Source organism: Granulicella paludicola (genome assembly GCF_025685545.1).
Lineage (GTDB): Bacteria > Acidobacteriota > Terriglobia > Terriglobales > Acidobacteriaceae > Granulicella > Granulicella paludicola.
Genome location: NZ_JAGSYC010000023.1, coordinates 158,862 through 181,374, shown reverse-complemented (window position 1 = coordinate 181,374; position 22,513 = coordinate 158,862). Strand labels below are relative to the sequence as shown.

Annotated in this window: 12 protein-coding genes; 8 read left to right on the top strand and 4 right to left on the bottom strand. The window is 57.6% G+C overall.

The window, feature by feature from the left end; translation table 11 throughout:
• The first annotated feature begins 14 nt into the window (after positions 1-14).
• Positions 15-3,005, top strand: coding sequence for a glycoside hydrolase family 2 protein (locus OHL14_RS08095; RefSeq protein WP_263378834.1), 2,991 nt, complete (start codon positions 15-17; stop codon positions 3,003-3,005).
• A gap of 572 nt (positions 3,006-3,577) precedes the next feature.
• Here the strand turns inward: OHL14_RS08095 and OHL14_RS08090 are convergent.
• The gene (locus OHL14_RS08090) at positions 3,578-4,597 is read right to left on the bottom strand and encodes a helix-turn-helix domain-containing protein (protein ID WP_263378833.1); all 1,020 of its coding nucleotides are present in this window, start codon (positions 4,595-4,597) and stop codon (positions 3,578-3,580) included.
• A 197-nt stretch (positions 4,598-4,794) separates the two neighbouring features.
• Here OHL14_RS08090 and exaC point away from each other — a divergent pair, with 197 nt between their 5' ends.
• From exaC to OHL14_RS08070, 4 genes are all read left to right on the top strand, one after another.
• On the top strand, positions 4,795-6,327 hold the full coding sequence (exaC, locus tag OHL14_RS08085; protein ID WP_263378832.1) for an acetaldehyde dehydrogenase ExaC: 1,533 nt from the start codon (positions 4,795-4,797) through the stop codon (positions 6,325-6,327).
• 14 nt (positions 6,328-6,341) lie between these two features.
• The gene (locus tag OHL14_RS08080; protein WP_263378831.1) at positions 6,342-6,704 is read left to right on the top strand and encodes a DUF779 domain-containing protein; all 363 of its coding nucleotides are present in this window, start codon (positions 6,342-6,344) and stop codon (positions 6,702-6,704) included.
• Positions 6,705-7,113: 409 nt separating this feature from the next.
• The gene (locus OHL14_RS08075; RefSeq protein WP_263378830.1) at positions 7,114-10,995 is read left to right on the top strand and encodes a carboxypeptidase-like regulatory domain-containing protein; all 3,882 of its coding nucleotides are present in this window, start codon (positions 7,114-7,116) and stop codon (positions 10,993-10,995) included.
• An 18-nt stretch (positions 10,996-11,013) separates the two neighbouring features.
• Entirely contained in the window at positions 11,014-12,558 is a 1,545-nt protein-coding gene (locus OHL14_RS08070; RefSeq protein ID WP_263378829.1) for a sulfatase-like hydrolase/transferase, read from the top strand.
• A gap of 105 nt (positions 12,559-12,663) precedes the next feature.
• On the opposite strand, the gene OHL14_RS08065 is transcribed toward OHL14_RS08070, so the two are convergent.
• Together OHL14_RS08065 and OHL14_RS08060 are read right to left on the bottom strand one after the other, a co-directional pair.
• Positions 12,664-14,079, bottom strand: coding sequence for an FG-GAP repeat domain-containing protein (locus tag OHL14_RS08065; protein WP_263378828.1), 1,416 nt, complete (start codon positions 14,077-14,079; stop codon positions 12,664-12,666).
• Between the two features lie 24 nt (positions 14,080-14,103).
• Positions 14,104-15,444 carry a Gfo/Idh/MocA family protein gene (locus OHL14_RS08060; protein ID WP_263378827.1) on the bottom strand — a complete coding sequence of 447 codons (1,341 nt, stop codon included), beginning with the start codon at positions 15,442-15,444 and terminating at the stop codon, positions 14,104-14,106.
• Between the two features lie 204 nt (positions 15,445-15,648).
• Between OHL14_RS08060 and OHL14_RS08055 the strand changes: the two genes are divergently transcribed.
• The 3 genes from OHL14_RS08055 to OHL14_RS08045 are packed head-to-tail and all read left to right on the top strand — an operon-like array spanning position 15,649 to position 21,390.
• Entirely contained in the window at positions 15,649-16,995 is a 1,347-nt protein-coding gene (locus OHL14_RS08055; protein ID WP_263378826.1) for a TolC family protein, read from the top strand.
• A gap of 4 nt (positions 16,996-16,999) precedes the next feature.
• Entirely contained in the window at positions 17,000-18,283 is a 1,284-nt protein-coding gene (locus OHL14_RS08050) for an efflux RND transporter periplasmic adaptor subunit (protein ID WP_263378825.1), read from the top strand.
• Positions 18,280-21,390 carry an efflux RND transporter permease subunit gene (locus OHL14_RS08045; protein ID WP_263378824.1) on the top strand — a complete coding sequence of 1,037 codons (3,111 nt, stop codon included), beginning with the start codon at positions 18,280-18,282 and terminating at the stop codon, positions 21,388-21,390. The genes OHL14_RS08050 and OHL14_RS08045 overlap by 4 nt, the downstream gene beginning before the upstream one ends.
• 48 nt (positions 21,391-21,438) lie before the next feature.
• On the opposite strand, the gene OHL14_RS08040 is transcribed toward OHL14_RS08045, so the two are convergent.
• The gene (locus OHL14_RS08040) at positions 21,439-22,464 is read right to left on the bottom strand and encodes a YncE family protein (RefSeq protein ID WP_263378823.1); all 1,026 of its coding nucleotides are present in this window, start codon (positions 22,462-22,464) and stop codon (positions 21,439-21,441) included.
• Between the last annotated feature and the right edge of the window lie 49 nt (positions 22,465-22,513).

The following is a 22,513-nucleotide window of genomic DNA, read 5'->3' as shown; positions in this document are numbered from 1 at the left end:
ACAGTAACTTCGATATGGGTTGGCTGCTTGCGACGGGTGACCCCGCGGGGGCAGCCGAACCTGGCTTCGATGATGCTGCGTGGAAGCATGTAACGCTTCCTCATGCATGGAACGAGGACTCTGCCTATCGCGTCTCCATCCACGATCAGCCGACCGGAATCGCCTGGTACCGCAAGCACTTTCGTCTGCCCCCAGCTCATGGGGAGCGAAAGGTCTTTGTGGAGTTCGAAGGCGTGCGCCAGGCCGCCAAGGTGTATCTGAACGGGCATCGGCTGGGGCTCAGCGAGAATGGCGTTGCGGCTTTTGGCTTCGACCTCACACCGTATCTTACAAATGGAGAAAACGTGCTCGCGGTGCGCACGGACAATCGCTGGGATTATCGCGAGAAGGCTACCAACGCCACTATCCAATGGAACAACAACAACTTCTATTCGAACTTCGGTGGAATCAACAAGCGAGTTTGGCTGCACATTACGACGCCTGTCTATCAGACGCTGCCGCTCTACTCTTCGTTAGGCACCACCGGCGTCTACGTCTGGGCTGATCACTTTGATCTCCCTGGGCATCGCGCCGACATTCACGTGGAGTCGCAAGTCCGCAACGATGGAAGCTCCGCAGCCAAGGTGAAGCTACTAGTGAAAGTGCTTGATGCTCAGGCTAAAGTGGTCGCTACGGCCACCTCGCCGGAAAGCGCTTTGCCGCCGGGGCAGACGCAGGTATTTACTACGCAGATGGCAGGGAAGGGGCTGCACTTCTGGAGCTGGGGATATGGTTATCTTTATCGCGTCGTAACGAGTGTTTTAATCGATGGCCATGTCGTGGACGATGTCAATACCCGCACAGGGTTCAGGCAGACGGAATTTCGCGACGGCATGGTCTTTTTGAATGGCCGTGTGCTGCAGGTGCATGGATACGCCGCACGCAGTACCAATGAGTGGCCGGGGCTCGGTACCGATGTGCCACCGTGGGTTTCGGACTTTTCAAACGGTTTGATGGTCGAAGATAACGCCGACCTTGTTCGCTGGATGCATGTAACTCCTTCCAAGCAGGACATCGAATCATTGGACCGTGTCGGGCTGCCGATGTCGATGCCTGCGGGCGATGCCGAGGGCGATCCCAAGGGGCGGCAGTGGCAGGCGCGCGTGGAGTTGATGCGCGACAGCATGGTCTACAACCGCAACAATCCTTCGATCTTCTTCTACGAGTCCGGCAATAAAGGAATTAGCGAAGAGCATATGAAGGACATGCTCGCTGTGCGCGAGCAGTTCGATCCGCATGGAGGTCGCGCGAGCGGATCGCGAGAGATGCTCGCCTCGCAGAAGGCGATGTATGGCGGCGAGATGCTCTATATCGATAAGTCCTCCACAAAGCCGCTGTGGGCGCACGAGTACAACCGCGATGAAGGAGCTCGCAAGTTCTGGAACGAACAGACCGAGCCCTTCCATGTGGATTCGCCGCTCTACAACCGCAATCAGGACAGCTTCACGCTCGAGGATGTCTATCGCTGGGATGATTACTATCGTGCACGCCCTGGCACAGGGAAGCGCGTCTCTGCTGGCGGCGTGAATATCAGCTGGATCGACGAGAACTCGCACTTCCGCGGAGACAACAACTATCGCCGTTCTGGTGAGGTCGATGCCATGCGCATTCCGAAGGACGCCTTCTTCGCGCATCAGGTAATGTGGGATGGATGGGTGCTTCCTGAGAAGCCGCGTGTGTTCATCACCGGGCACTGGAACTATGCGAAGGGTACGGTTCGCACGATGTACGTGATTGCGAATACGCCGGAGGTTGAGCTGAAGCTCAACGGCCAGTCATTGGGTCGCAAGCACGCTACGAACAACTTCCTATTTACGTTCCCGGATGTTGCGTATGAGCCCGGCGTGTTGCAGGCGATTGCTTACGACACAAGCGGCAAGGTGGCTGCTCATGCGGAACTTGAGACGGCAGGCAAGCCCGCGCGTTTGAAGCTGACCCCGCATCTAGCTCCCGGCGGTATGCATGCGGATGGATCGGACCTCGCCCTGGTGGATGTAGAAGTCGTGGATGTGCTGGGACGTCGCGTACCAACAGCGTTGAACATGGTGCATTTTCAACTCAAGGGGCCGGCAGAGTGGCGCGGCGGGATCGCGCAGGGATCGGCGAAGCCTGCGCCTGCAAATACACAGACCGTTGCGGCAGACGGCATGGCTGCTACGGAGGCCGCACCGTACCTTCATGAGGATAATTACATCCTCTCTCAGGACCTTCCGGTGGAAGGAGGCATCAACAGGGTCTCGGTGCGCTCTACGACGACGCCCGGCACTATTGAGCTTACTGCTCACGCCGAGGGCCTTTCGCCAGCGAGCATCACGGTCAAGAGCAGCGCTGTTGTCGAACACGACGGCTTGAGTAACTTCGATGCGGCGGCCGCGCTGCCGCTGCGTCTGGAGCGGGGTCCGACTCCTGCGGGCCCGTCGTACAAGGTTATCCGGCGATCGGTTGAGATCGCATCAGCGACGGCTGGCGCGAATGCTTCCGAAGCTGCGAGGTCCTATGATGACAACGAGACCACGGCCTGGACTAACGCTTCCACTACGTTGAAGGACATGGACACCGACGGCCTGCCCATCAAGCACGCTGCCGCTGACACGCGTCCTGTCGAGGCATCGTTGCAGACTGCGTGGATCGAGTACACGCTCGCCCAGCCGACGGAGCCCATGGAGATGGATTTGAAGCTCACCTCCTTCCGGCTTCGCCGCTACCCTTTGCGCGTCACGCTGGATGGCGAACTTGTTTACGAAGGGCTCACTCCCACCAGCCTCGGCTACATCAACCTGCCTCTTGCGGCGAAGCGTGCCGGGACAAAGCTGCGCATCGAGCTAACCGGTCTGCCGCTCGATCTGCATGAGACGCACCCGCTCGTCGAGGTGAATGGCAGGGTTGATCAGGCGGAGCCGAAGGGTAACCCGGCGAAACCGATTCTTGGCATTGTCGAAGCGGATATTTACGCGAAGACGCAGTAAATTCATCGCTGCGTAGAAGAGGCTTAGTATTGCAGCAATCCCTTGAGAACCTCGTCGCGCGGAAGTCGCTTAGTCGAAGTGGTATTTGGCAGATTTGAGCTAACGTCTGAGTGCAATTTCTGCGCTCGATTGCGAGATCGCGAGCGTTCTTCGGAAACTGTCAAAGAACGAGCCGGATAGGGTGTGCAATTACGTTCATGCACTTTCTCCCTGATGGCTTCACTATGTTGAGGCATCGGTGAAAGCAACGCAGGATTTTTACGGCACTCGTCGCCGGTCATGACTCTGGGCACTTACGCAAATCGGTAACGGCCGATAAGCGTAGCTCACAAGAGACGATGATGTATCACCAATCGGAATGAAAGGTGCGCCTCATCGCTTTTTTGCCTTTTGACTTCGAAAGCGAGGGAATATTTTTTGCATAAAGATGACTAAGAACGCGATTGAGTCTCAACGCCATTCGCATTGTGATTCCCAAAGAATACAACCTCGTTCTAGGTGAGAAGAGAGCGAAGATCGTGCACGGCTCTCATCTCCGCAGGCCTTGTCGCTGAGCGCCTGGTTTGTGTCAGTTAACGATTGAGACGTCGGTAGACTGTGCTGCGGTGGATACCGAGCTTGCGAGCTGCGGCTGCGATATTGCCGCGCTCAGACGTGACCGCCTGCCGAAGGGCCTCGTCCTTGACATCCTCCAAATGCTTTGGCCGCGCGTGCAGCGGTTCAGATGCCGCGATTCTTGCAGTCGCCCGGCAGGCGCGTGCAATGTTCGCGTACAGTAGGCCAGTGGTTGAGATGGGGTGTAATTCCTGTAGGCCCAGATGTGGCTCTTGCTGGAAGAGCTCACGCCATGTTGTCTTACGGATCGCCGCGCGAGCAAGGCCGAGGAAGGTCAGAGCTCGGCCGTTGGCGCCTATCAGCAGCCCATCCTCAAAGCTCAGCACACCTTCATCGGGGGTCCCCAGCCATGAGGGGTGCTGATGCAGGTGCACCAGCAGGTCTCGGGCCGACTCAGTGACCCAGCAATGCTCAATATGCGCCACAGCATGACGAACCAGCCGTGCCGCGGGGGCTACGGCCTCATGAGCATAGCCGGATATATCGAGAATGCCAGCAAGGGCTCCGCCCGGGGTGTGAATGGGCATTGCACTGCAGGCGAGAAAGCGATTTTCATCGAAGAAGTGCTGGCCACCGACGACTTGAACGAAGTGATCTTCGACGATGGCGGCGCCTATGGCATTGGTCCCAGCCACGGGCTCGCGCCACGATGCGCCGGGCGTGAGTGAGACCTGGCGGGCCTTCCCGAGGAAGGTATCATCGCCTTGCGCGTCGAGCACAACGCCTTCCGCGTCTGCCAGTAGCATGACTCTGCCGCTGCCGAAGAGCATCGGTGCGAGGAGATGCATTTCACGAAGAGCGAATAAACGAAGCTGTCGGCTGCGTTCCTGCTGCAGCTCAAGCGGGCGCCGCTCCAGCAGCAGCTGCTGAACATGCAGATGCGAGGAGAGCCCTTGCTGTCGGCATCGAAGCCAGGAAGCTGCGATCAATTCGGAGGCAGCCGTACGAGGCTGCAGAGCATGGTTCGTGACTCGCATCAACGGGCTGTCGCTCCCTCCCTCTCCGTCTCGTCGAAGAGAGCCTACGCCAGGTGAGTTGCGGTTGTCGACATTGTCGCAAATTGCGACGCTCGGCTGTGCTCCGCTTGGCAACTGTCTCCCGGCAGGCGCAGGATGTATCCGCGAGATAGCTCGGACGAATCAAGAAAGAACGCCGAGCGTTTTGGGGAGACAAAATGGCGACAGCAACAGTTCATATCGATCCGATGCACTTTGGGTTTGAGGTGCCGTTTCGTAAACGCTACGGTAACTTTATCGGTGGCCACTGGGTAGAGCCTGTGGATGGCCAGTACTTCGACAACATTACACCGGTGACTGGAAAGGTGCTCTGCCAGGTGCCGCGCTCCAACGATAAGGATGTGGAGAAGGCTCTCGACGCCGCGCATAAAGCGAAGGTGGCGTGGGCGAAGACGTCGGTCACGGAGCGATCCAATCTGCTGCTGCAGATCGCGCAGCGAATCGATGAAAATACTGCACTTCTGGCCGCTGCTGAGACGTGGGATAACGGCAAGCCTCTGCGCGAGACGACAGCAGCGGACGTACCGCTCTCCGCCGATCATTTTCGTTACTTCGCTGGCGCGATTCGTGCACAGCAGGGCGGTATTTCCGAGATCGATCACGACACAGTCGCCTATCACTTTCATGAACCGCTGGGTGTGATCGGGCAGATCATTCCCTGGAACTTTCCGCTGCTGATGGCTGCCTGGAAGGTGGCGCCCGCTCTAGCTGCCGGTAACTGCGTCGTGTTGAAGCCTGCGGAACAGACTCCAGTTTCTATCCTCATCCTGATGGAACTCATCGCGGATCTGCTGCCAGACGGCGTGCTCAACATCGTCAACGGATTTGGCCGTGAAGTGGGTCATTCGCTGGCGACGAATCCTCGCATCAATAAGGTTGCGTTCACTGGCTCGACTGTAACGGGCCGCATGATCATGCAGTATGCCTCGGAGAACATCATCCCCGTCACGCTTGAGCTGGGCGGCAAATCGCCGAACATCTTCTTCGAAGATGTAATGCAGCAGGGAGAGGATTACATCGATAAGGCGCTCGAGGGGCTGGCTCTCTTTGCTTTCAACCAGGGCGAGGTCTGCACCTGTCCATCCCGCGCCTTGATTCATGAGTCTATTTACGATCGGTTCATGGAGCGCGCACTAGAGAGAGTAAAGACCATCCGCCAGGGTAACCCGCTGGATATGTCCACGATGATCGGCGCGCAGGCTTCGAAGCAGCAATTTGAGAAGATCATGTCTTATCTCGACCTTGGTCAGAAAGAGGGCGCCGAGCTATTGATTGGTGGAAAGGCGACCAGCCTGGAAGGCGATCTCAGCGGAGGGTTTTACATCGAGCCGACTATCTTCAAGGGCAACAATAAAATGCGGATCTTTCAGGAGGAGATCTTTGGACCGGTGCTCTCCGTCACTACCTTCAAGAATGACGATGAGGCGCTGGAGATCGCGAACGATACGCTCTATGGCCTGGGTGCGGGCGTGTGGACACGCGATATGAACCGCGCCTATCGGTTTGGTCGCGGCATCGAAGCCGGCCGCGTGTGGACAAACTGCTATCACCACTATCCGGCTCATGCAGCATTCGGTGGGTATAAGCAGAGCGGTATTGGCCGAGAGAACCATCTGATGATGTTGGACCACTATCAGCAGACAAAGTGTCAGCTGATCAGCTACAGCACCACGAAGCTGGGTCTTTTCTAGACATGGAGACGCCCTTGCAGGTCATTGCAACCGAGGCGGCTTTGCGGCTCATACAAGAGCTCAAGGCCGCCCATGGTCCGCTGATGTTTTATCAGTCTGGCGGCTGCTGTGAGGGAAGTGCGCCCATGTGTTTTCCGCTCGGAGAGTTCCGCATCGGCAGCCGGGATGTGCAACTCGGCGACATTGGCGGTGCACCGTTTTACATCTCTGCACCGCAGTTCGAATACTGGAAACATACGCAGCTCATCATCGATGTGGTCCCTGGTTTTGGTGCAGCCTTCTCACTAGAAGGTCCCGGCGGGCTGCAGTTCCTGACGCGCTCGCACGTATTCACTCCGGAAGAAGTCGCAGCCTTGCGCTTTGCAGGGCGCCTTTAGAACCGCACATCTCGTGTGGAATCAGGCAGGTTATAAGCCCTGTCATGAAGATCATGTTGTTGACGAAACATTTTCACTTATGCAACGATGGGGTGAGTTATGACCCTAACCCGCAAGTCTGTTAACGCGAACTGTTGTTGCTCTTTCGAGCGACATGGTGGTGCGCGCAAATTTGCCTGTTGTAGCCTGACCTAGTTTGGTCCTACAAGCAAGAACGCCGCTCACCTTTTGGTGAGCTTTTTTTGCACCCCATTTCCCCTGACAACTTTTAAGGTCCTCCGCGTAAAGGCAGAGACGACTTGAGGGACTTCTGCGCTGGTTGCGAGGATGTGACTTCAGATGTCTGCAAACTGGACGGTCGGGCGGCCTAGAACAGATGACGCAATCATAGATATTTCGGAGCCCAGACTTGAACGTTTTGAATTCACATCGCCGCAAGCGAAGCACTGTTGCTTTCAGCTTTATCATGCTCTTCCTCACATCTCTATCAGGACGTCGCCTTACGGCGCAGACGGGCGGCGAAGGCGCGATCACCGGAACGATCACGGATGTCAGCGGTGCGCTCATACCCAATGCGCAGGTGACAGCAACAAACCCTGCGACAGGTGTTGCCTTCACGCGACCAAGCTCGGCGAGTGGTCTCTATCGAATCAGCCCTGTACCGGTTGGAACGTACACGGTGACGGCGACTGCAAGCGGATTTTCGAGCATCAAGCAAGAGGGAATTGTGATCAATGCGTCTCAAAGCTTCGGTCTCAATCTCTCGCTGCCGAATGGGACGGAGAGCCAGATTGTCACCGTCAGTGATGCTCCGCCAGCGCTCGACACCACGAACGCTACGCTCGGCGGAACGATCTCAAATAAGGAATACATGGACCTGCCGCTGTTGCTTGCGGGCAACCAGCAGCGAGACATTACGCAATTTTCAAACCTGCTACCAGGCGCACAACCGGGTGCTCGGTCATCGCTAGTTTCAGGTACAGCCAGCCGCGTAGAAGAGGTGTACCTCGACGGTATCCCCATCACGACGATCAGCCAGATAGGCGACAACCGTCCCATCTTCAACATCGTTCCGTCTGAAGCCATCGACCAGATTGGCGCAACGACGAGTGGACAGTCGGCAGATGCACAGGGTGCAGGTTCGGTGAACTATACCATGGCCTCGGGCGCTAATCAGATTCACGGAACGATCGCGGACTTCGTACGCAATACGATCTTCGACACATGGGGATTTACCGCGCCTGCCGCCACCGTACAAAAGCTCGTGGGCGGAAAGCTGGTCGCCGTTCCTGCAGGCAAGCCAGGAGATCATCAGAATGAGTTCACGGCTACCATCAGCGGACCGATCAGTATTCCTCATCTCTTCAGCGGTCATGACAAATTGTTCTTTTTTTCAGCTTACGATCGGACGCACGGGAGTACGGGACCTGCGTATGCGACCACAACGATTCCGACGACGTTGATGCGTACTGGCGACTTCACGGAGCTGCTCTCTGCGAACGGTGGTCCTGGCTATACGCTGTATGACCCCACGACGCTCACCTGCACTGCCGCTGGTAACTGCACACGTGCAGCCTTCAAGGGTTTGAAGAACGGCGTACCTACGGCGAACGTGATCCCTGCGAACCTTATCTCACCGATCTCCCAGGCCATGCAGGCGTTTCTGCCAGCACCCACCACGAGCGGTATCCAAGGCAACTACCTTGGCGGGAATGCGGAAGGTGTTGATAACTGGCTCTACTCGGGCCGTATCGACTACAACATCTCGCCACGCCATCGACTTTCCTTCGTCGTCACTGGCGGTGACACGCATCCGATTCCGTTTACAGCAAGCGCTCTGCTGCCTCTTCCGTATGCGGCGTCGAATTACACCGAAACGGGTGGTCACTGGGCCGATGCTCAGGATGTTTTTACCATTCGCCCGAACCTTGTGAACCAGCTCAAGTATGGTTTCAGCAACTTCGGCGGCCCTCCGTCAAGGAACGCGACGCAAGGTGTTCAGCAGTACGAGGCGACCACGCTGAGCATCACCTTCAGCGGTGTTCCCACGACTGCGAACTCACAGGCGACAAACCAGTTCCCAACCTCGACCTTCGGCGGCAGCAATCCGGTAGCTGGCTGGGGAGACGGCACACCCGGCACAGGCAAGACAACGGTCGATGAAAGCTACACCGTGCTCGATAACCTGAACTGGGTCAAGGGCAATCATTCGATGGTGTTTGGATTCCAGTATCAATGGCTGGAACTGAACCAGTCGGCACAGGACGGCCCGACCTCCGGCATTACGCTCGGATGGGGCATCAATGAGACAGCTGCGGTAAACGGAACGACTTACTCCAGCGGTACGGGCTACTCCTACGCGAGCTTCCTGCTTGGCGCAGTTGCGAACTCCGGTGTCAGTGTCCTCCCGTTCTCGGTGCTGGGCGGCCGTTTCCGTCCCTTCTCGCCATATTTTCAGGACAATTGGAAGGTCAACTCAAAGCTCACGCTCAACATCGGTCTGCGCTGGGACTACCTACCCACGTACAACGAGGTGCTGGATCGCTTCTCGTTCCTCAATCCGAATCTTACAAATGCCGCGACCGGCAACCTTGGGGCGCTGCAGTTTGCAGGCAACCGTGGAGGGCCCGGCGTAAGCTGCGAGTGCAACTCACCGGCAAAGAACTACCTGAAGAACTGGGGCCCGCGTGTTGGCTTCGCATATGCCTTGGACAGCAAGACTGTTGTTCGCGGCTCGTATGCGCTTGTGTATTCACACGGCGGAGGTACAGGCGGCGCAGGCGGTGCGTATCAGGGAACGGGTTCGCTTGGCCTCACGTCTTCGCCGACCTTCATTGACGGGGGCGCAGGCACAGGTGCTGGTCCGGCCTTCTATCTCAACAACAGCACAGGCTTTCAGGCTCTCGGTCTATCCAACACAAACTTCGGAGGTCCGGGTTACACCGTTCCTGCCATAACGACGCCAAGCGCGGCCAGCCAGATCCTGAATACCGGCAACTACGTCAACAGTGCTGGCACGTATGTCACACCGGGCGCGATCAGCTACCTTGATCCGTATGTATCCGGTCGTTCACCCGAGTTCGACTTCTGGAACTTCGGCGTGCAGCGAGAGATTCTTCCAAACCTCACTCTCATGGTGAACTACGCAGGTTCGCAAAGCCACTTCCTTGCAGGTGCCAGCAACATTCGTGGCCTGCAATCGGGTGAGCTCGATCCGAAGTACTTCGTGCTGGGGCAGTCGATCCTGACGTCTCCGGCAACACAGGCGAACATCGCCAAGGCTGCTGCAATCATCCCCGGCATCCAGGCGCCTTATGCCGGATACGTGACTGCGGCTGGGACGACTGCTGGCGCGGGACATGCGACCATCGCTCAGATGTTGACCTGGATGCCCCAGTACTCGGGCGTTACTGATACGTGGGGAAGCCAGACGGCGAACGCCTCGTATCACTCGCTGCAGGTGTCGCTTTCGAAGCGCCTCTCAAACGGTCTCACCTTCAACGTGAACTACACCTACGAAAAGCAGCTCGACGACACCGGCACGATCCGCACGGGATACGCAATTCCAGGAAGCGCCACGCTCAACGGCAACTCCTGGAAAGCGAATCGCATCGATCGCTCTCCGAGTGTCACCGACCTCCCGCAAAACCTTTCCATCTATGGTGTCTACAAAGTCCCAGCAGGCAGAGGTCACTTTGGTGGCGAACACTTGGTGACTCGTGTGTTGCTGAGTGGCTGGAATGTCTCCGGGATCTTCACCTATATCTCGGGCGCACCTCTGGCAGTTACATCGACAGCATGCACCACGTCGTCCGAGCCGGGACAGGGGCAGTGCATGCCTGACGTCAATCCAAACTTCAGCGGCAACGTTCGTCAGAACGGCAGTTGGGGTACAGGTGCTACGGCCGCGAACCTTGGAAAGCTCTCCTACATCAAGGGCGCGGTGAGTGGGACAACTCCCGGTGCGGGTGTAGGAGGAATCGCATGCTCCAGTACTGCCGGTCCATTCTGCAACTCTGGTTCTCTCATGATCGGCGATTCACCGCGTACTGCTGCGTACGGACTGCGTGCCCCCAGCGTCTATAACTTAAACATGGGCGTACGCCGTTCCTTTGACATCACGGAACGGTTCAAGTTCATCTTCGCGGTCGATTGCCAGAATGTGACGAACAAGGTCACCTTCGGCGGCATCAATACGGCGGTGAACAGCACCACCTTTGGCGATGTCACCACGGCCACCAGCAACTCCGGTAGTCGCGACTTCCAGTTTTCGGGACGCATCCGCTTCTAAAAGCAAGGACACTCTTTGATGAAGAAATCGAATCCAAAACCGCAGGCCTCGCGCCGCCAGTTCCTTACCGGGATGGCCGGGGTTGCTGCAGCCACCACTTTGCCATCCGTTGGCTCCGCTTCAAAGCCAGTACCGAAGCAGAAGCAACCGAATATCCTGTGGATTATGTCGGATGACATGGCCGCGGAGCTAAGCTGCTATGGCTCGCTCGCACGTGCAAAGACACCAAACCTTGATCGCCTTGCCAGCGAAGGCGTCCGCTTCGACCGTAACTATTGCCAGTTTCCCCTTTGCAATCCGTCACGCGCCTCGCTCTTCAATGGGCGCAAGCCAACGACGACTGGCGTCCTCGGCAATCGCACCGACTTCCGCACAGCACATCCTGACTGGGTGAGCCTGCCTCAGTTCTTTCGAGAGCATGGGTACGACACCTATCGTACGGGCAAGATCTTTCATGGTGGCATCGACGATCCCAAAGCATGGAATGAAGTCGGCTTCAACGAGCAGCAGCCTTTCGTGCCGCCATTCACAGCGGAGCACACGATGCATATCCCGGCGGAGCCGGTGCCCCCTCCACCGCCTGGCATTCCGGGTCCCCCGACAACCCCACCAGCTCCCTCTGCGGATCCAGACCATTCCGCGAGCTCCGATAGGATAGTAGTGGTCGAAAACGACGGTACCGGTCACCCTGAAAACCACTCGGCCGATCTTGCCATCGACTACCTGCGCAAACATCGTCACGGACAGAAGCCGTTCTTTCTCGCCGTGGGCTTCTCGCGTCCGCATAGCCCTCCCACCGCGCCACAGAAGTTCATCGACCTCTACGACCTGGACAAGATCGAACTGCCCGTAAACTTCGCACCTTGGCCTACCGTAACTCCGGATATTCCTGCTGCGGCTATACGCAAACAGAACGCCGACCTCTTCATCCGTCGTGGCGCCAGCGAGCGCGAGGCGAAGGAGGTGACGCGGGCCTATCTTGCTTCTATCACCTGGGCGGATTGGAACATCGGACGGGTTCTCGAAGAGCTCGATCATTCCGAGCTGCGCGAAAATACGATCGTTGTATTCGTCGCAGATCACGGGTATCAGCTCGGCGAACGTGGCAAATGGTCGAAGGCGGGCTCGCTCTTTGAGCTGGGAACGCGAGTACCCCTGTTGATCCGAGCCCCGGGTGCTGCGGGCAACGGTCGCGCTAGTTATCGAACAGTAGAGTCGCTGGATCTTTACCCAACGCTCGTAGAACTCGCGGGCTTCGCTCGTCCTGATGGCTTGGAGGGCGAAAGCCTCGCTCCTTTGCTGAAGCAGCCCGACTCTACCTGGGACCGACCTGCTTTCAGTATTTGGAGTGAGGACGGAAAGACCATCCATGGTACTGCTGTACGTACTGAGCGGTACCGCTATGTCGAGTTTGGCGCGGCGGGTGAAGGCGCGAAGCATGGTGCCATGCTCTTCGATGAACGAGCTGATCCGCTGGAACTCGTTAATCTCGCTGAGCATCCTGATCACGCTGAAACGCGACGTGCTCTTTCAGCAAAGATTGCCAGGTATAACGCCTCATAGGGCCACCGGGGAATGCTGGAACTTCCGTCTCCGAGTAAAGTGAAATGAGCAACCGCCCGCGAAAGCGGGCGGTTGCTCATTTCAGAAGAATGATTCTCGGTCTCGCTACTGCTTGGGGCCGTCTTCCTGTTCGACTTCTTTGCCTTCTCCAGGGAAGGGCCATTTGCGATTGAGAGGCTGCATCTCCTCACGGACATCCTTAGGCACTTTGTTGATCTTCAAGTTCTCAAGGAAGTGCACGCCGAGCTTGCCGGCACTGGCGAGATCGATATCTCCATCATGATCGAAGTCGGCTGCGACAAACTGCGTTCCGGCGCTTGCTGTGCCGTTGATGGAAAGCGTATAGCGGGTGAAGAGTGGATCATCTGCGCTGTTTGCAATCCGCATCGTGTTCATAGCGGGCTTCTCTGCGGACACACCCGAGCCTTGCGTGCGCTTGGTTTTGATAGCGGCGAAGGCTGCAGCATTCGGCAGCTTGTACGCATAGACGACAACTGGATCGTAGGAGCCGGGATCATTTCCGGAGTGACCACGATAACGCTTGCCCGTGATTAGCTCCGGTACACCGTCTCCATCAACATCTACCAGCGCTAGAGCATGGGACTGCGAGAAAGATTCGTCGATAGTATGGCGAATCCAGAGGCGATGCGTCGGTGTGCCTGCTTGTTCGAGCCAGTAAAGTCCATAGCCATGCCCCTGTCCATAGATCAGGTCGAGCTTGCCGTCATGGTTTACGTCGTAACCAAGGATAGGAAAGCCGGTGTCGTCGAGGTTCCAGTCCGGATGCCATGTCCATTTGTCATTGTTCGCGTCGATTTGCTCGAACCAGCCATGAGTGGTGAGGACATCGATCTTGCCATCGCCATTGATGTCCGCGACGCCGATGCCGTGGCCGTCCTGTTCGCGATCGCCGAGGTGATGCGTGCGAGGCTTCGCTCCGCTGAAGTCGACCCAGAGGATGCCGGACCGGTTGTAGTGCGCCAAAGCGACATCGGGCTTGCCATCGCCGTTGATGTCGGCAAAAGCGCCACCTTCCGTGTCGAAGCTGTCCGTGATCTTCTCGGCCTTCCACTGTTCACCTGCGGCAGTGGCCTTTGGACCAGGATTGCGATACCACCAAAGGCCATTCGAGATCCAGCCTGTCGTGACGAGATCGGGTAACCCATCGTGGTCCACATCAACGATCCACTCTCCACAGTCGCTGACAAACTCGTTGTGCGTGCCAACGGTTCGGAACTGGTGCTGCTTCCATTCGCCGCCGTTTGCGCCGGGGTTTTCGTACCAATAGGCACCACTGAGCAGGTCAGCGAAGCCATCACCGTTCATGTCGAGCACGGAGATACCCTCTGCATGATCGGTACCGAGCCGATGAGCGAGGAACGAGATGCGAGGTTCACCACCGGGGCCATTGCCCGGATGCTGCATACGAAACTGCGTGGCATGTTCTGGATCTTGCGCCTGTGCAAAGGGAACCGCAAGCAGCGGAAGAAGCAGGGCGAGAGGCTTGAGAGGTAGCTTCATAAAGTCTCCATCAAATTTGAAAAGCTAGACGACCTTCATCGTTTCAGGATTCCAGTGCACGACGCTGTCGCGATCGACGCTTAGATTGCAAAGCAGGGCAGCGCCTGCGGCACGGAAGCCAAAGGTGGCGTCTTCCACCGGCTGTTTGCGTGTGCGGACAGAGTCGAAGAAGTTCTGGAAGTGATCGTAGCTGTCTACGTAGCCGTCAGGTATGACATAGCTTTCGACGTTGCGGGGCGGAGGTCCGTCAGGGTGCGGCAGCGGATACTTCTTGCGATACTCTTCGATGTATTGACGCTGCATAGCGTCGGCGAAGGTGGAGACGGTGTAGCCGGGCTCCTTCGACATAGGGCTACGCGTGACGGTAACGGCCCTCGTGGTGATCTCCATCTGACCTTCGGAGCCAGTAAAGAGGAAGCCTTCGCTCTCTTCGCCCCCATCCACGAAGTTCACGCGCAGGCTGAGGTTGAAGCCTTCGGGGTAGTCGAGTAGACCGAGCAGCACGTCGTCTACGTCGCGACCATCTTTCCAGTAGCGCAGGCCACCGGTAGCGATGGCACGCGTGGGGCCGTGTGAACCAGTGATGAAGTGCGTGCCACTGAAGAGATGTACGAAGAGATCGCCAGCAACGCCAGAGCCGTAGTCCTTCCATTTGCGCCATTGGAAGAAGCGCTCGGCGTTCCATGGAATCTTTGGGGCCGATCCGAGAAAGCGCGGCCAGTCGCAAGTCTCGGTTGAAGCATCGAGAGGAATGGAGTAGTTCCACGCGCCCGTGGAAGAGTTCCGGTCCCAGCGAGCCGTGATCATGTTCAGCTTACCGATGGCTCCCGAGGCGAGTAGTTCCTTCGCCTTGGCGTAGAGGATGTTGCTCACGCGCTGACTGCCTACCTGGAGAATACGGTTCGTCGACTGCGCCGCTTCGATGATCTGCGGGCCATCGGAGTAGAGATGAATCATTGGCTTTTCGAGGTAGACATCTTTGCCCGCGTGCATGGCGTCGACGGCTGCCTGCTTATGCCAGTGGTCGGGTGTCGCGATCAGGACGGCATCTACGTCTTTGCGGGAGAGGATCTCGCGGTAATCGCGGGTGGTAAAGATATCAGCTCCCCAGAGCTCCTTTGCGTGAGTCAGACGACCGTCATAGCAGTCAGCTACTGCGACCAGCTTGACGCCCGGGACCTGAAGGGCAAACTTTGTGTCCCCCTGTCCCTGGATGCCTGCTCCGATCAAGGCAAGTTGGATATTGTCGTTCGGGGAACGTTTCGCAGCCTGGGCGAACAGGGTATCCAGGCGGGATACGGTTCCGGCGAGAGCTGCTGTTTTTGCAGCCGATTGGAGGAAGGTTCTGCGGTCGAAGGTGCGCATCGTCTGGTCACAATCTCCTGAGGTGGAAAGCTTTTCGATCCCGCTAACTATAGAGCAGTCGGTGCATTAATGGAAACGTTACCGTTAAGATTCGTACGCTGGGAAATCCCGTACCCAAGTGCCTCAAATGTTTGAAGTAACAATACCTACCGATTCTCTTGTTAGTTCAGGAAAGTTTAAGGTCGTTGCTACTACCCTTATGTCATGGCTCGTCGGCTCAGTTTTATCTCCAAAGACTTTCTTGCCTTTGCTCTCTTGTCCAGTTTGGGCGCGAGCGGACTCGCCCAGCAGGTGTTGGACGTGTCTCGGCCTTTGACTCTGGATGAGGCCATTAAGCGAGCTCAGGCCAACGAGCCCGCCTTCGCTGCAGCCGTGGCTGCCCAGAAGTCTGCGCACATCGATAGCTATCTCGCCAAGGCTGCGCTGCTTCCATCGGTGACGTATCACAACCAGATGCTCTACACCCAGCCGAATGGTCAGACCAATCAAGGGGGGCAGGTTGGTGCGCAGGCCTCGCCTGTCTTCATCGCCAATAATGCAGTGCGCGAGTACACTAGCCAGGGCGTCGTCAGCGAGACCATCGGCGTAAAACAATTCGCCGAGGCCAAGGTCGCAGCAGCGAATGCAGCACGTGCTACAGCTGAACTTGAGGTTGCACGGCGCGGCCTCGTGTCGGCGGTTGTTACGTTGTATTACTCGGTCTCCACTGCACAGGTAAAGGCGCAACTGCAGGCCGACGCGCTGGCAGAGGCTTCTGCGTTTGCACGAGTCACTCAACAGCGTGAGGCCGCACGTGAGGTCGCCCATGCAGACGCCATCAAGGCCCAACTGCAGATGCAGCAAAGGCAGCGTGACAGCAGCGATGCCTCGGTTGCAGCGGAGAAGGCACGATTGGAACTCGCCGTTCTGCTCTTTCCAGACCCGCGCACTTCGTACACAACAGAACCTCCCTCCTCTTCAGTGGTGCTCCCAACGCGGGAAGAGGTGAATCAACTTGCCGCGAAGAACAACCCCGAGATTCGCAGTGCGCTTGCGGATGTTGTTGCTGCCAACGCCAGTGTGAAATCCGCAAAGGCCGCCTATCTGCCAGACCTTGGCATGAATTTCGCCTACGGTATCGACGCGCCGCAGTTCGCGAAGCACGGTCCGGACGATGTGCGCAATCTTGGCTATTCCATCGGCGCCACGCTTGATATCCCCGTGTGGGACTGGTTCGCGACGCAGAAAAAGATCAAGCAGAGCGAGATCCAGCGGGACGCTGTCAAGGTAAGCCTGACCGCCGCCCAACGTCGCCTTATCGCCAACCTGGAAGAGGGTTACGCCGAAGCCGTCGCGGCGCGGGATCAACTCGATCTGCTGGAGGAGAGTGTGCGGACGGCAGACGAAAGCCTGAAGCTGACAAAACTTCGCTATGAGGCGGGTGAGTCCACGGCACTCGAAGTTGTGGATGCTCAAAACTCCGATCTTGCTACTCGCACTGCACGCGCTGACGGTCTGGTCCGCTTCGAGACGGCGCGCGCCGCCCTTCAAGTTCTTACAGGAAGCCTCTAATCCCATGACCTTTTGCTACAACCGCACACCGAAACTTCGCCGCAATCTCGCTCTCTTATTCGTATTGGTTGGCACAGCGGGCATGGACGGCTGCAAGAAGGCCGCTGACGAGACGCCTCAGCCGGTCGTCACGGTTGCAGCTGAGCATCCAGAGCTTGGCGAGATTTCCGAACGCATCATGGCGGATGCCACGCTCTCGCCGCTCGCGCAGGCAGCGATATCGCCGAAGATCAGCGCACCGGTACGTACGTTCTACGTCCAGCGTGGGGCAAAAGTGAAGGAGGGACAATTGCTGGCGGTGCTTGAGAACCGCGATCTCTCCGCGCAAGCTCTCGACAGCAAGGGACAGTACACGGCAGCTCAGGCCACCTTCGAGATGCAGACAAAGGCTCAGGTGCCTGAGGAATTTGCCAAGGCTCAACTTGATGTCGACCAGGCTAAGGCCCAGCTTCATCTGCAGCAAGAGATTGCGGCTTCGCGCGAAAAGCTTTTCCAGCAAGGGGCAATCGCTGGTCGGGACTACGATACTGCTGTTGCTGCTCTAGCCCAGGCGCAATCGGCTTACGATAACGCACGAAACCATCTTCAGGCGCTCAGCAACGTCAGCAACGAAGCCTCAAAGCAACTCGCGCAAGGCCAACTTTCTTCCGCGAAGGGTAAGTACGAGGCCTCCGAAGCAGAGGTTTCGTACTCGCAGATTCGTAGTCCGATCGCCGGTGTCGTCACGGACAGATCCTTGTTCCCTGGTGAGACCGCCACCGTTGGCTCGCCGCTCCTTACGGTCATGGATACCTCCTCGCTGCTCGCGAAGGTGCATCTCTCGCAGACGGTGGCACAGCGGCTCAGTCTCGGTGACGACGCATCGGTCAATATTCCCGGCATAGATCAACCCGTAGCAGGTAAGGTCTCTCTTATTAGCCCTGCTCTCGATCCTGGGAGTACCACGGTCGAAGTCTGGCTAAAGATCAACAACACTGCAGGCGCCTATAAGGCGGGCACGCCGGTTCGGGTCTCGATTGCTGGCCGGTCAGTTCCTCGCGCCGTGAAAGTCCCGCTGACCGCAATCCTCACCGCCGAGGACGGGTCGAAGTCGGTAATGAAGGTGAGCAATGATGGCACGGCGCATAAGGTCAGCGTGGAACTCGGCATCAACGATGGCGATGATGTGCAGATAACGAAAGGATTGAACGGTTCCGAGACAGTCATCACGCAAGGAGCCTACGGGCTGAGCGGTGGAAGCAAGGTAAAGATTAGCAAGCCAGGCGCCGAAGGAGACGAGAAGGAATGAAGCAGCCACTCGCAGTGCGCGACGACTCCTACTGGCTGGTGCGGTTCCGAGGCCCCATCTTTTTCTTCCTTATTGTTCTGTCGATCGCGGGCATCTTCGCCGCACAGAAGGTACCGATCTCGGTCTTCCCAGAGACGAACTTTCCCCGCGTCGTGATCGGCGTCGACAACGGTGTAATGCCCGTCGACCAGATGCAGGTCACGGTCACCAAGCCCATCGAAGATGCAGTGAATTCTGTGCCAGGTTTGACGACCGTACGTTCGACCACGAGCCGGGGCTCTGCCGAGGTGAGCCTCTTCTTCGATTGGAACGTGAACATGTTCCAGACCCTGCAGCTCGTCGATGCGGCCATCAGTAAGGCGAGGCAGACTCTGCCTGCAACTGCGGCGATCACCACCAATCGCCTCACCTTTGCGACGTTCCCCATCCTCGGCTACAGTCTCACCTCAGATCACCTGTCGCAGACGCAGTTGTGGGAACTCGCGACCTACCAGCTAAAGCCACCCATCAACCGTGTCGATGGCGTCAGCACCGTCACAATCCAGGGCGGCAAGGTGCCGGAGTTTCACATTGTGCCTAATATGGCGCGTATGCAGACCGCAGGCGTCACCATCCTCGACCTGATGAGCTCCGTGCAGGCATCGAACATCATCGATTCACCCGGTCTGTATGAGGCGAACCATCAGTTGGTGCTTGGCCTTGTAGGCGCGCAGGCACACGACGCTGCGGAGCTTGGTCAGCTCGTCGTCAAGACGACTGCCAGCGGAACCGCCATTCGCGTCTCCGACGTAGCTACGGTGCAACCCGGAGTCCTGCCTGTCTATACGGCTGTCACCTCTGGCGGTAAGCCTGCGGTGCTGCTCAACATCACGCGACAGCCTTCGAGTAACACTGTTGCGGTTGCCGATGCAGTCGCTGCACAGGTTGAACAGTTGAAGAAAAGTCTTCCAGCTGGTGTCGAACTGAAGCCGTATTACGATCAGTCCGAGTTGGTGCGGGAAAGCATCAGCAGCGTTCGCGATGCTATCCTCATCGGCCTCGCGCTCGCGTGCGTCATTCTTTTCCTGTTCCTTGGCGACTGGAGCTCGTCCCTCGTTGCAGGTCTTGTGATCCCTGTCACCGTCGCTATCACGGTGTTGGTCCTGTGGGGCATGGGACAAAGCTTCAATCTCATGACGCTTGGCGGTCTCGCGGCTGCCATCGGTCTAGTAATCGACGATGCCATCGTCGTCGTCGAAAATATTGTCCTCCATCGTGATGCAGGAGAGTCGCGTGCAGATGCTGCACGCCTTGCTTTGAAAGAGATCGCGGTGCCGCTGGTGGGGTCGACGATCACACCGGTTGTGGTCTTTCTTCCGCTGATCTCGGTTACGGGCGTGACTGGCAGCTTTTTCCGGGCGTTGGCCATTACGATGACCGTCGCGCTGCTCACCTCTCTGTTGCTTGCCGTTACATGGACGCCGGCTCTTAGCCTCATCCTTCTAAAGCAGCGTAAGACCACGCAGCCTGCCCAGGAAGAGCACGGACGCATGATGAAGAAGGTCCTTCATTGGCATGAGAAAGGTCTCACCTGGGCACTCTCCCGTCCGTTCCTTCTGCTTGGACTCTGCGGCCTCCTCGTCGTCGGCACCTACGTCGGCTATCAGTCGCTCGGCTCTGATCTCTTGCCAGAGATGGACGAAGGCGGCTTCATCCTCGACTACATCATGCCCGCAGGCAGCTCGCTCACGGAGACGAATCGTGTGATGGAGCATGTCGAACATATCCTCCATTCGATCCCCGAGGTCGATAGCACCTCACGCCGCACCGGTCTACAGATGGGCCTCGCAGCTGTCACGGAAGCGAACTATGGAGATATGACCGTCAAGCTCAAGAGCAAACGCAGTCGCGCGATCGACGACGTGATCGCGGACGCGCGCGCCGAGCTCAAGAAAACAGAGCCCGAGCTGGACGTCGAATTTACGCAGGTTTTGCAGGACAACATCAACGACCTATCGAATGCTCCAGAGCCGATCCAGATTAAGCTGTTCGCCAACGATCCGGCGCTGCTCTCGGATGTCGCACCTCGCGTCGGCGGTACCATCGGCAAGATACCCGGTGTTGTCAGTGTCGAAGATGGCATAGAAAATACCATCAGCGGCCCTGCGACTAACTTCCAGGTAAACCCCACCGTCGCCGGGCGCATGGGGTTCACTCCGCAGGAGGTCGCAGAAGATGCCACCTCCATCCTCGACGGTGTGACCACGTCCGAACCGCTTATCTCGAACGGGCGTCCCTACACGGTTCGCATTCGCCTGGGTGATGAGACACGACAGTCGCTGGACTCCATCGAGAATGTGGTCTTCAACAGCTCTAGCGGTAAGCTAGCCACGCTCGGCTCGTTAGCCCAGGTAACGCAACTGCCGCCGCGGAATGAGATCCGCCGAGAGAACCTGCAACGCATGATTGTAGTGACAGCGCAGCTGCAGGGTTCCGATCTCGGAACAGCCATCACGAAGGTGCAGCAGGCGGTTAGCAATATGCACCTGCCTTCCTCAGTCCGCGTCGTCTACGGAGGCACCTATCAGGAACAACAGAAATCCTTCCGCGAGCTCTTGCAGGTACTGCTGATATCGCTCGCGCTCGTCTTCGGAGTGCTGCTTATCGAGTTCCGCAATTTCTCCGCGCCGATTGCGATCCTTACTTCCTCTGTCTTATCGGTCGGTGGCGTCGTCTTCGCGCTGCTCATTACGGGGACAACATTCAACGTGGCATCGTTCATGGGCGTCATCATGGTCATCGGTATCGTTGCCAAAAACGGCATTCTTTTGCTTGATGCCGATGAGCGCTATCGCAGCGAAGGCACTTCGGCACGAGAAGCGATGCTGCACGCTGCCCAGCGCCGTCTTCGCCCTATCCTTATGACTGCGGCTGCGGCCATAAGCGGCATGTTGCCACTGGCGTTTGCTCTCGGGGCCGGGTCACAGATGCTTCAGCCGTTGGCAATCGCAGTTATCGGCGGCCTCGTGATCTCGATGGTGCTGAGTCTGATTGTCACGCCTGTCATCTACTACCTGCTGACCTCGCGAACGCATCAGCTTCAAACGGAAGACAAGGTTTACTCCTAACGCAGAAGAGGCCCGCAGAATGCGGGCCTCTTCTGCATTACCTTTCCCCTAACGTGATACGACCACGATCTCGAAGCTGCCCGGCAGCACTACCGGTCGAGGATGCGGGATAGCTGCCGTCGCCGCTGGCACCGGACCATACTTTGCGGCGGAGAGATAGGCGCGTCCCGTCGTTGCGTCGTACGCCATAGTGCGAGCGCCCTTCACGGTCGCTACTGTCTGCAGCACCGGAAACCCAGCTTTCTTGGTATCGACGATCGTCAGCGAGCCCTCACCGTTTGAGGAGAACGCCAGCTTGCTCTTTGGATCGAACGCCGCAGCATCCGGTGAATCGCCGATAGCAGCCAACGCGATGAGTTTGCCCGCCGCATAGTCGGATATGCCCATCTTGCCCCCATCGCAGACCGAGAACAATCGGTGCAGTTCGCGATCAATCGCCATTCCTGACGGAGATTCGCACCCATTCAGTGGCCAGCTTCGTACGATGGTCCTTGCCTTCGCATCGAGCTCGACGATTTCACTCTTGTCCTCTATATTCACGAAGACCTTGCCCTTGCCGTCAGCCTGTGGAAACTCGGGCTTACCCGGTAGCACGATGGTTGCGACGACCGTGTTGCTGGCTGCATTCATCACGGAGACACTCTTACTACGGCCATTGAAGGCCCAGACTGTCCCCGTTACAGGTTCGAATGTGATCCCATCAGGATTGGTTCCTGCCGTTACCGACTGCTTGATGCTTAGCGAACTTCGATCGAACACGACGATCTGATTCGCACCGCCATCGCTAATGTAACCCGTCCTGCCATCGGGATTCAGGGCGAAGCCGTGCGTCCCCTTGAGCCCGGTGATCGCACCCAGTGGCTTGCCGGTTGTCGTATCGAGCACCTCAACGCGCGGTCCGTGCGTTACATACAACCGATGGGCTGCGTCGTCGCTCAATAAATAGTCCCATCCGCCTTCGCCGCCGATCGTCCAATGATCGCTGACACGGTAACTTTGTCCCATAGCGGCCACCGCCACTGTTTGAAGACAAGCCATAAGACTAGCCACGATTCCTACCTTGATCGATCGCATCGCAACACTCCTCCTTGGGGGCCCATCGCAAACCGGCCATTTTCAGTGT

Excerpts from the sequence above, each read along its gene's own strand:
- OHL14_RS08045 (WP_263378824.1), top strand. The coding sequence starts at position 18,280 with ATGAAGCAGCCACTCGCAGTGCGCGACGACTCCTACTGGCTGGTGCGG.
- OHL14_RS08055 (WP_263378826.1), top strand. The coding sequence starts at position 15,649 with ATGGCTCGTCGGCTCAGTTTTATCTCCAAAGACTTTCTTGCCTTTGCT.
- OHL14_RS08095 (WP_263378834.1), top strand. The coding sequence starts at position 15 with ATGGGTTGGCTGCTTGCGACGGGTGACCCCGCGGGGGCAGCCGAACCT.
- OHL14_RS08050 (WP_263378825.1), top strand. The coding sequence starts at position 17,000 with ATGACCTTTTGCTACAACCGCACACCGAAACTTCGCCGCAATCTCGCT.
- exaC (WP_263378832.1), top strand. The coding sequence starts at position 4,795 with ATGGCGACAGCAACAGTTCATATCGATCCGATGCACTTTGGGTTTGAG.
- OHL14_RS08090 (WP_263378833.1), bottom strand. The coding sequence starts at position 4,597 with ATGCGAGTCACGAACCATGCTCTGCAGCCTCGTACGGCTGCCTCCGAA.
- OHL14_RS08040 (WP_263378823.1), bottom strand. The coding sequence starts at position 22,464 with ATGCGATCGATCAAGGTAGGAATCGTGGCTAGTCTTATGGCTTGTCTT.
- OHL14_RS08070 (WP_263378829.1), top strand. The coding sequence starts at position 11,014 with ATGAAGAAATCGAATCCAAAACCGCAGGCCTCGCGCCGCCAGTTCCTT.
- OHL14_RS08065 (WP_263378828.1), bottom strand. The coding sequence starts at position 14,079 with ATGAAGCTACCTCTCAAGCCTCTCGCCCTGCTTCTTCCGCTGCTTGCG.
- OHL14_RS08060 (WP_263378827.1), bottom strand. The coding sequence starts at position 15,444 with ATGCGCACCTTCGACCGCAGAACCTTCCTCCAATCGGCTGCAAAAACA.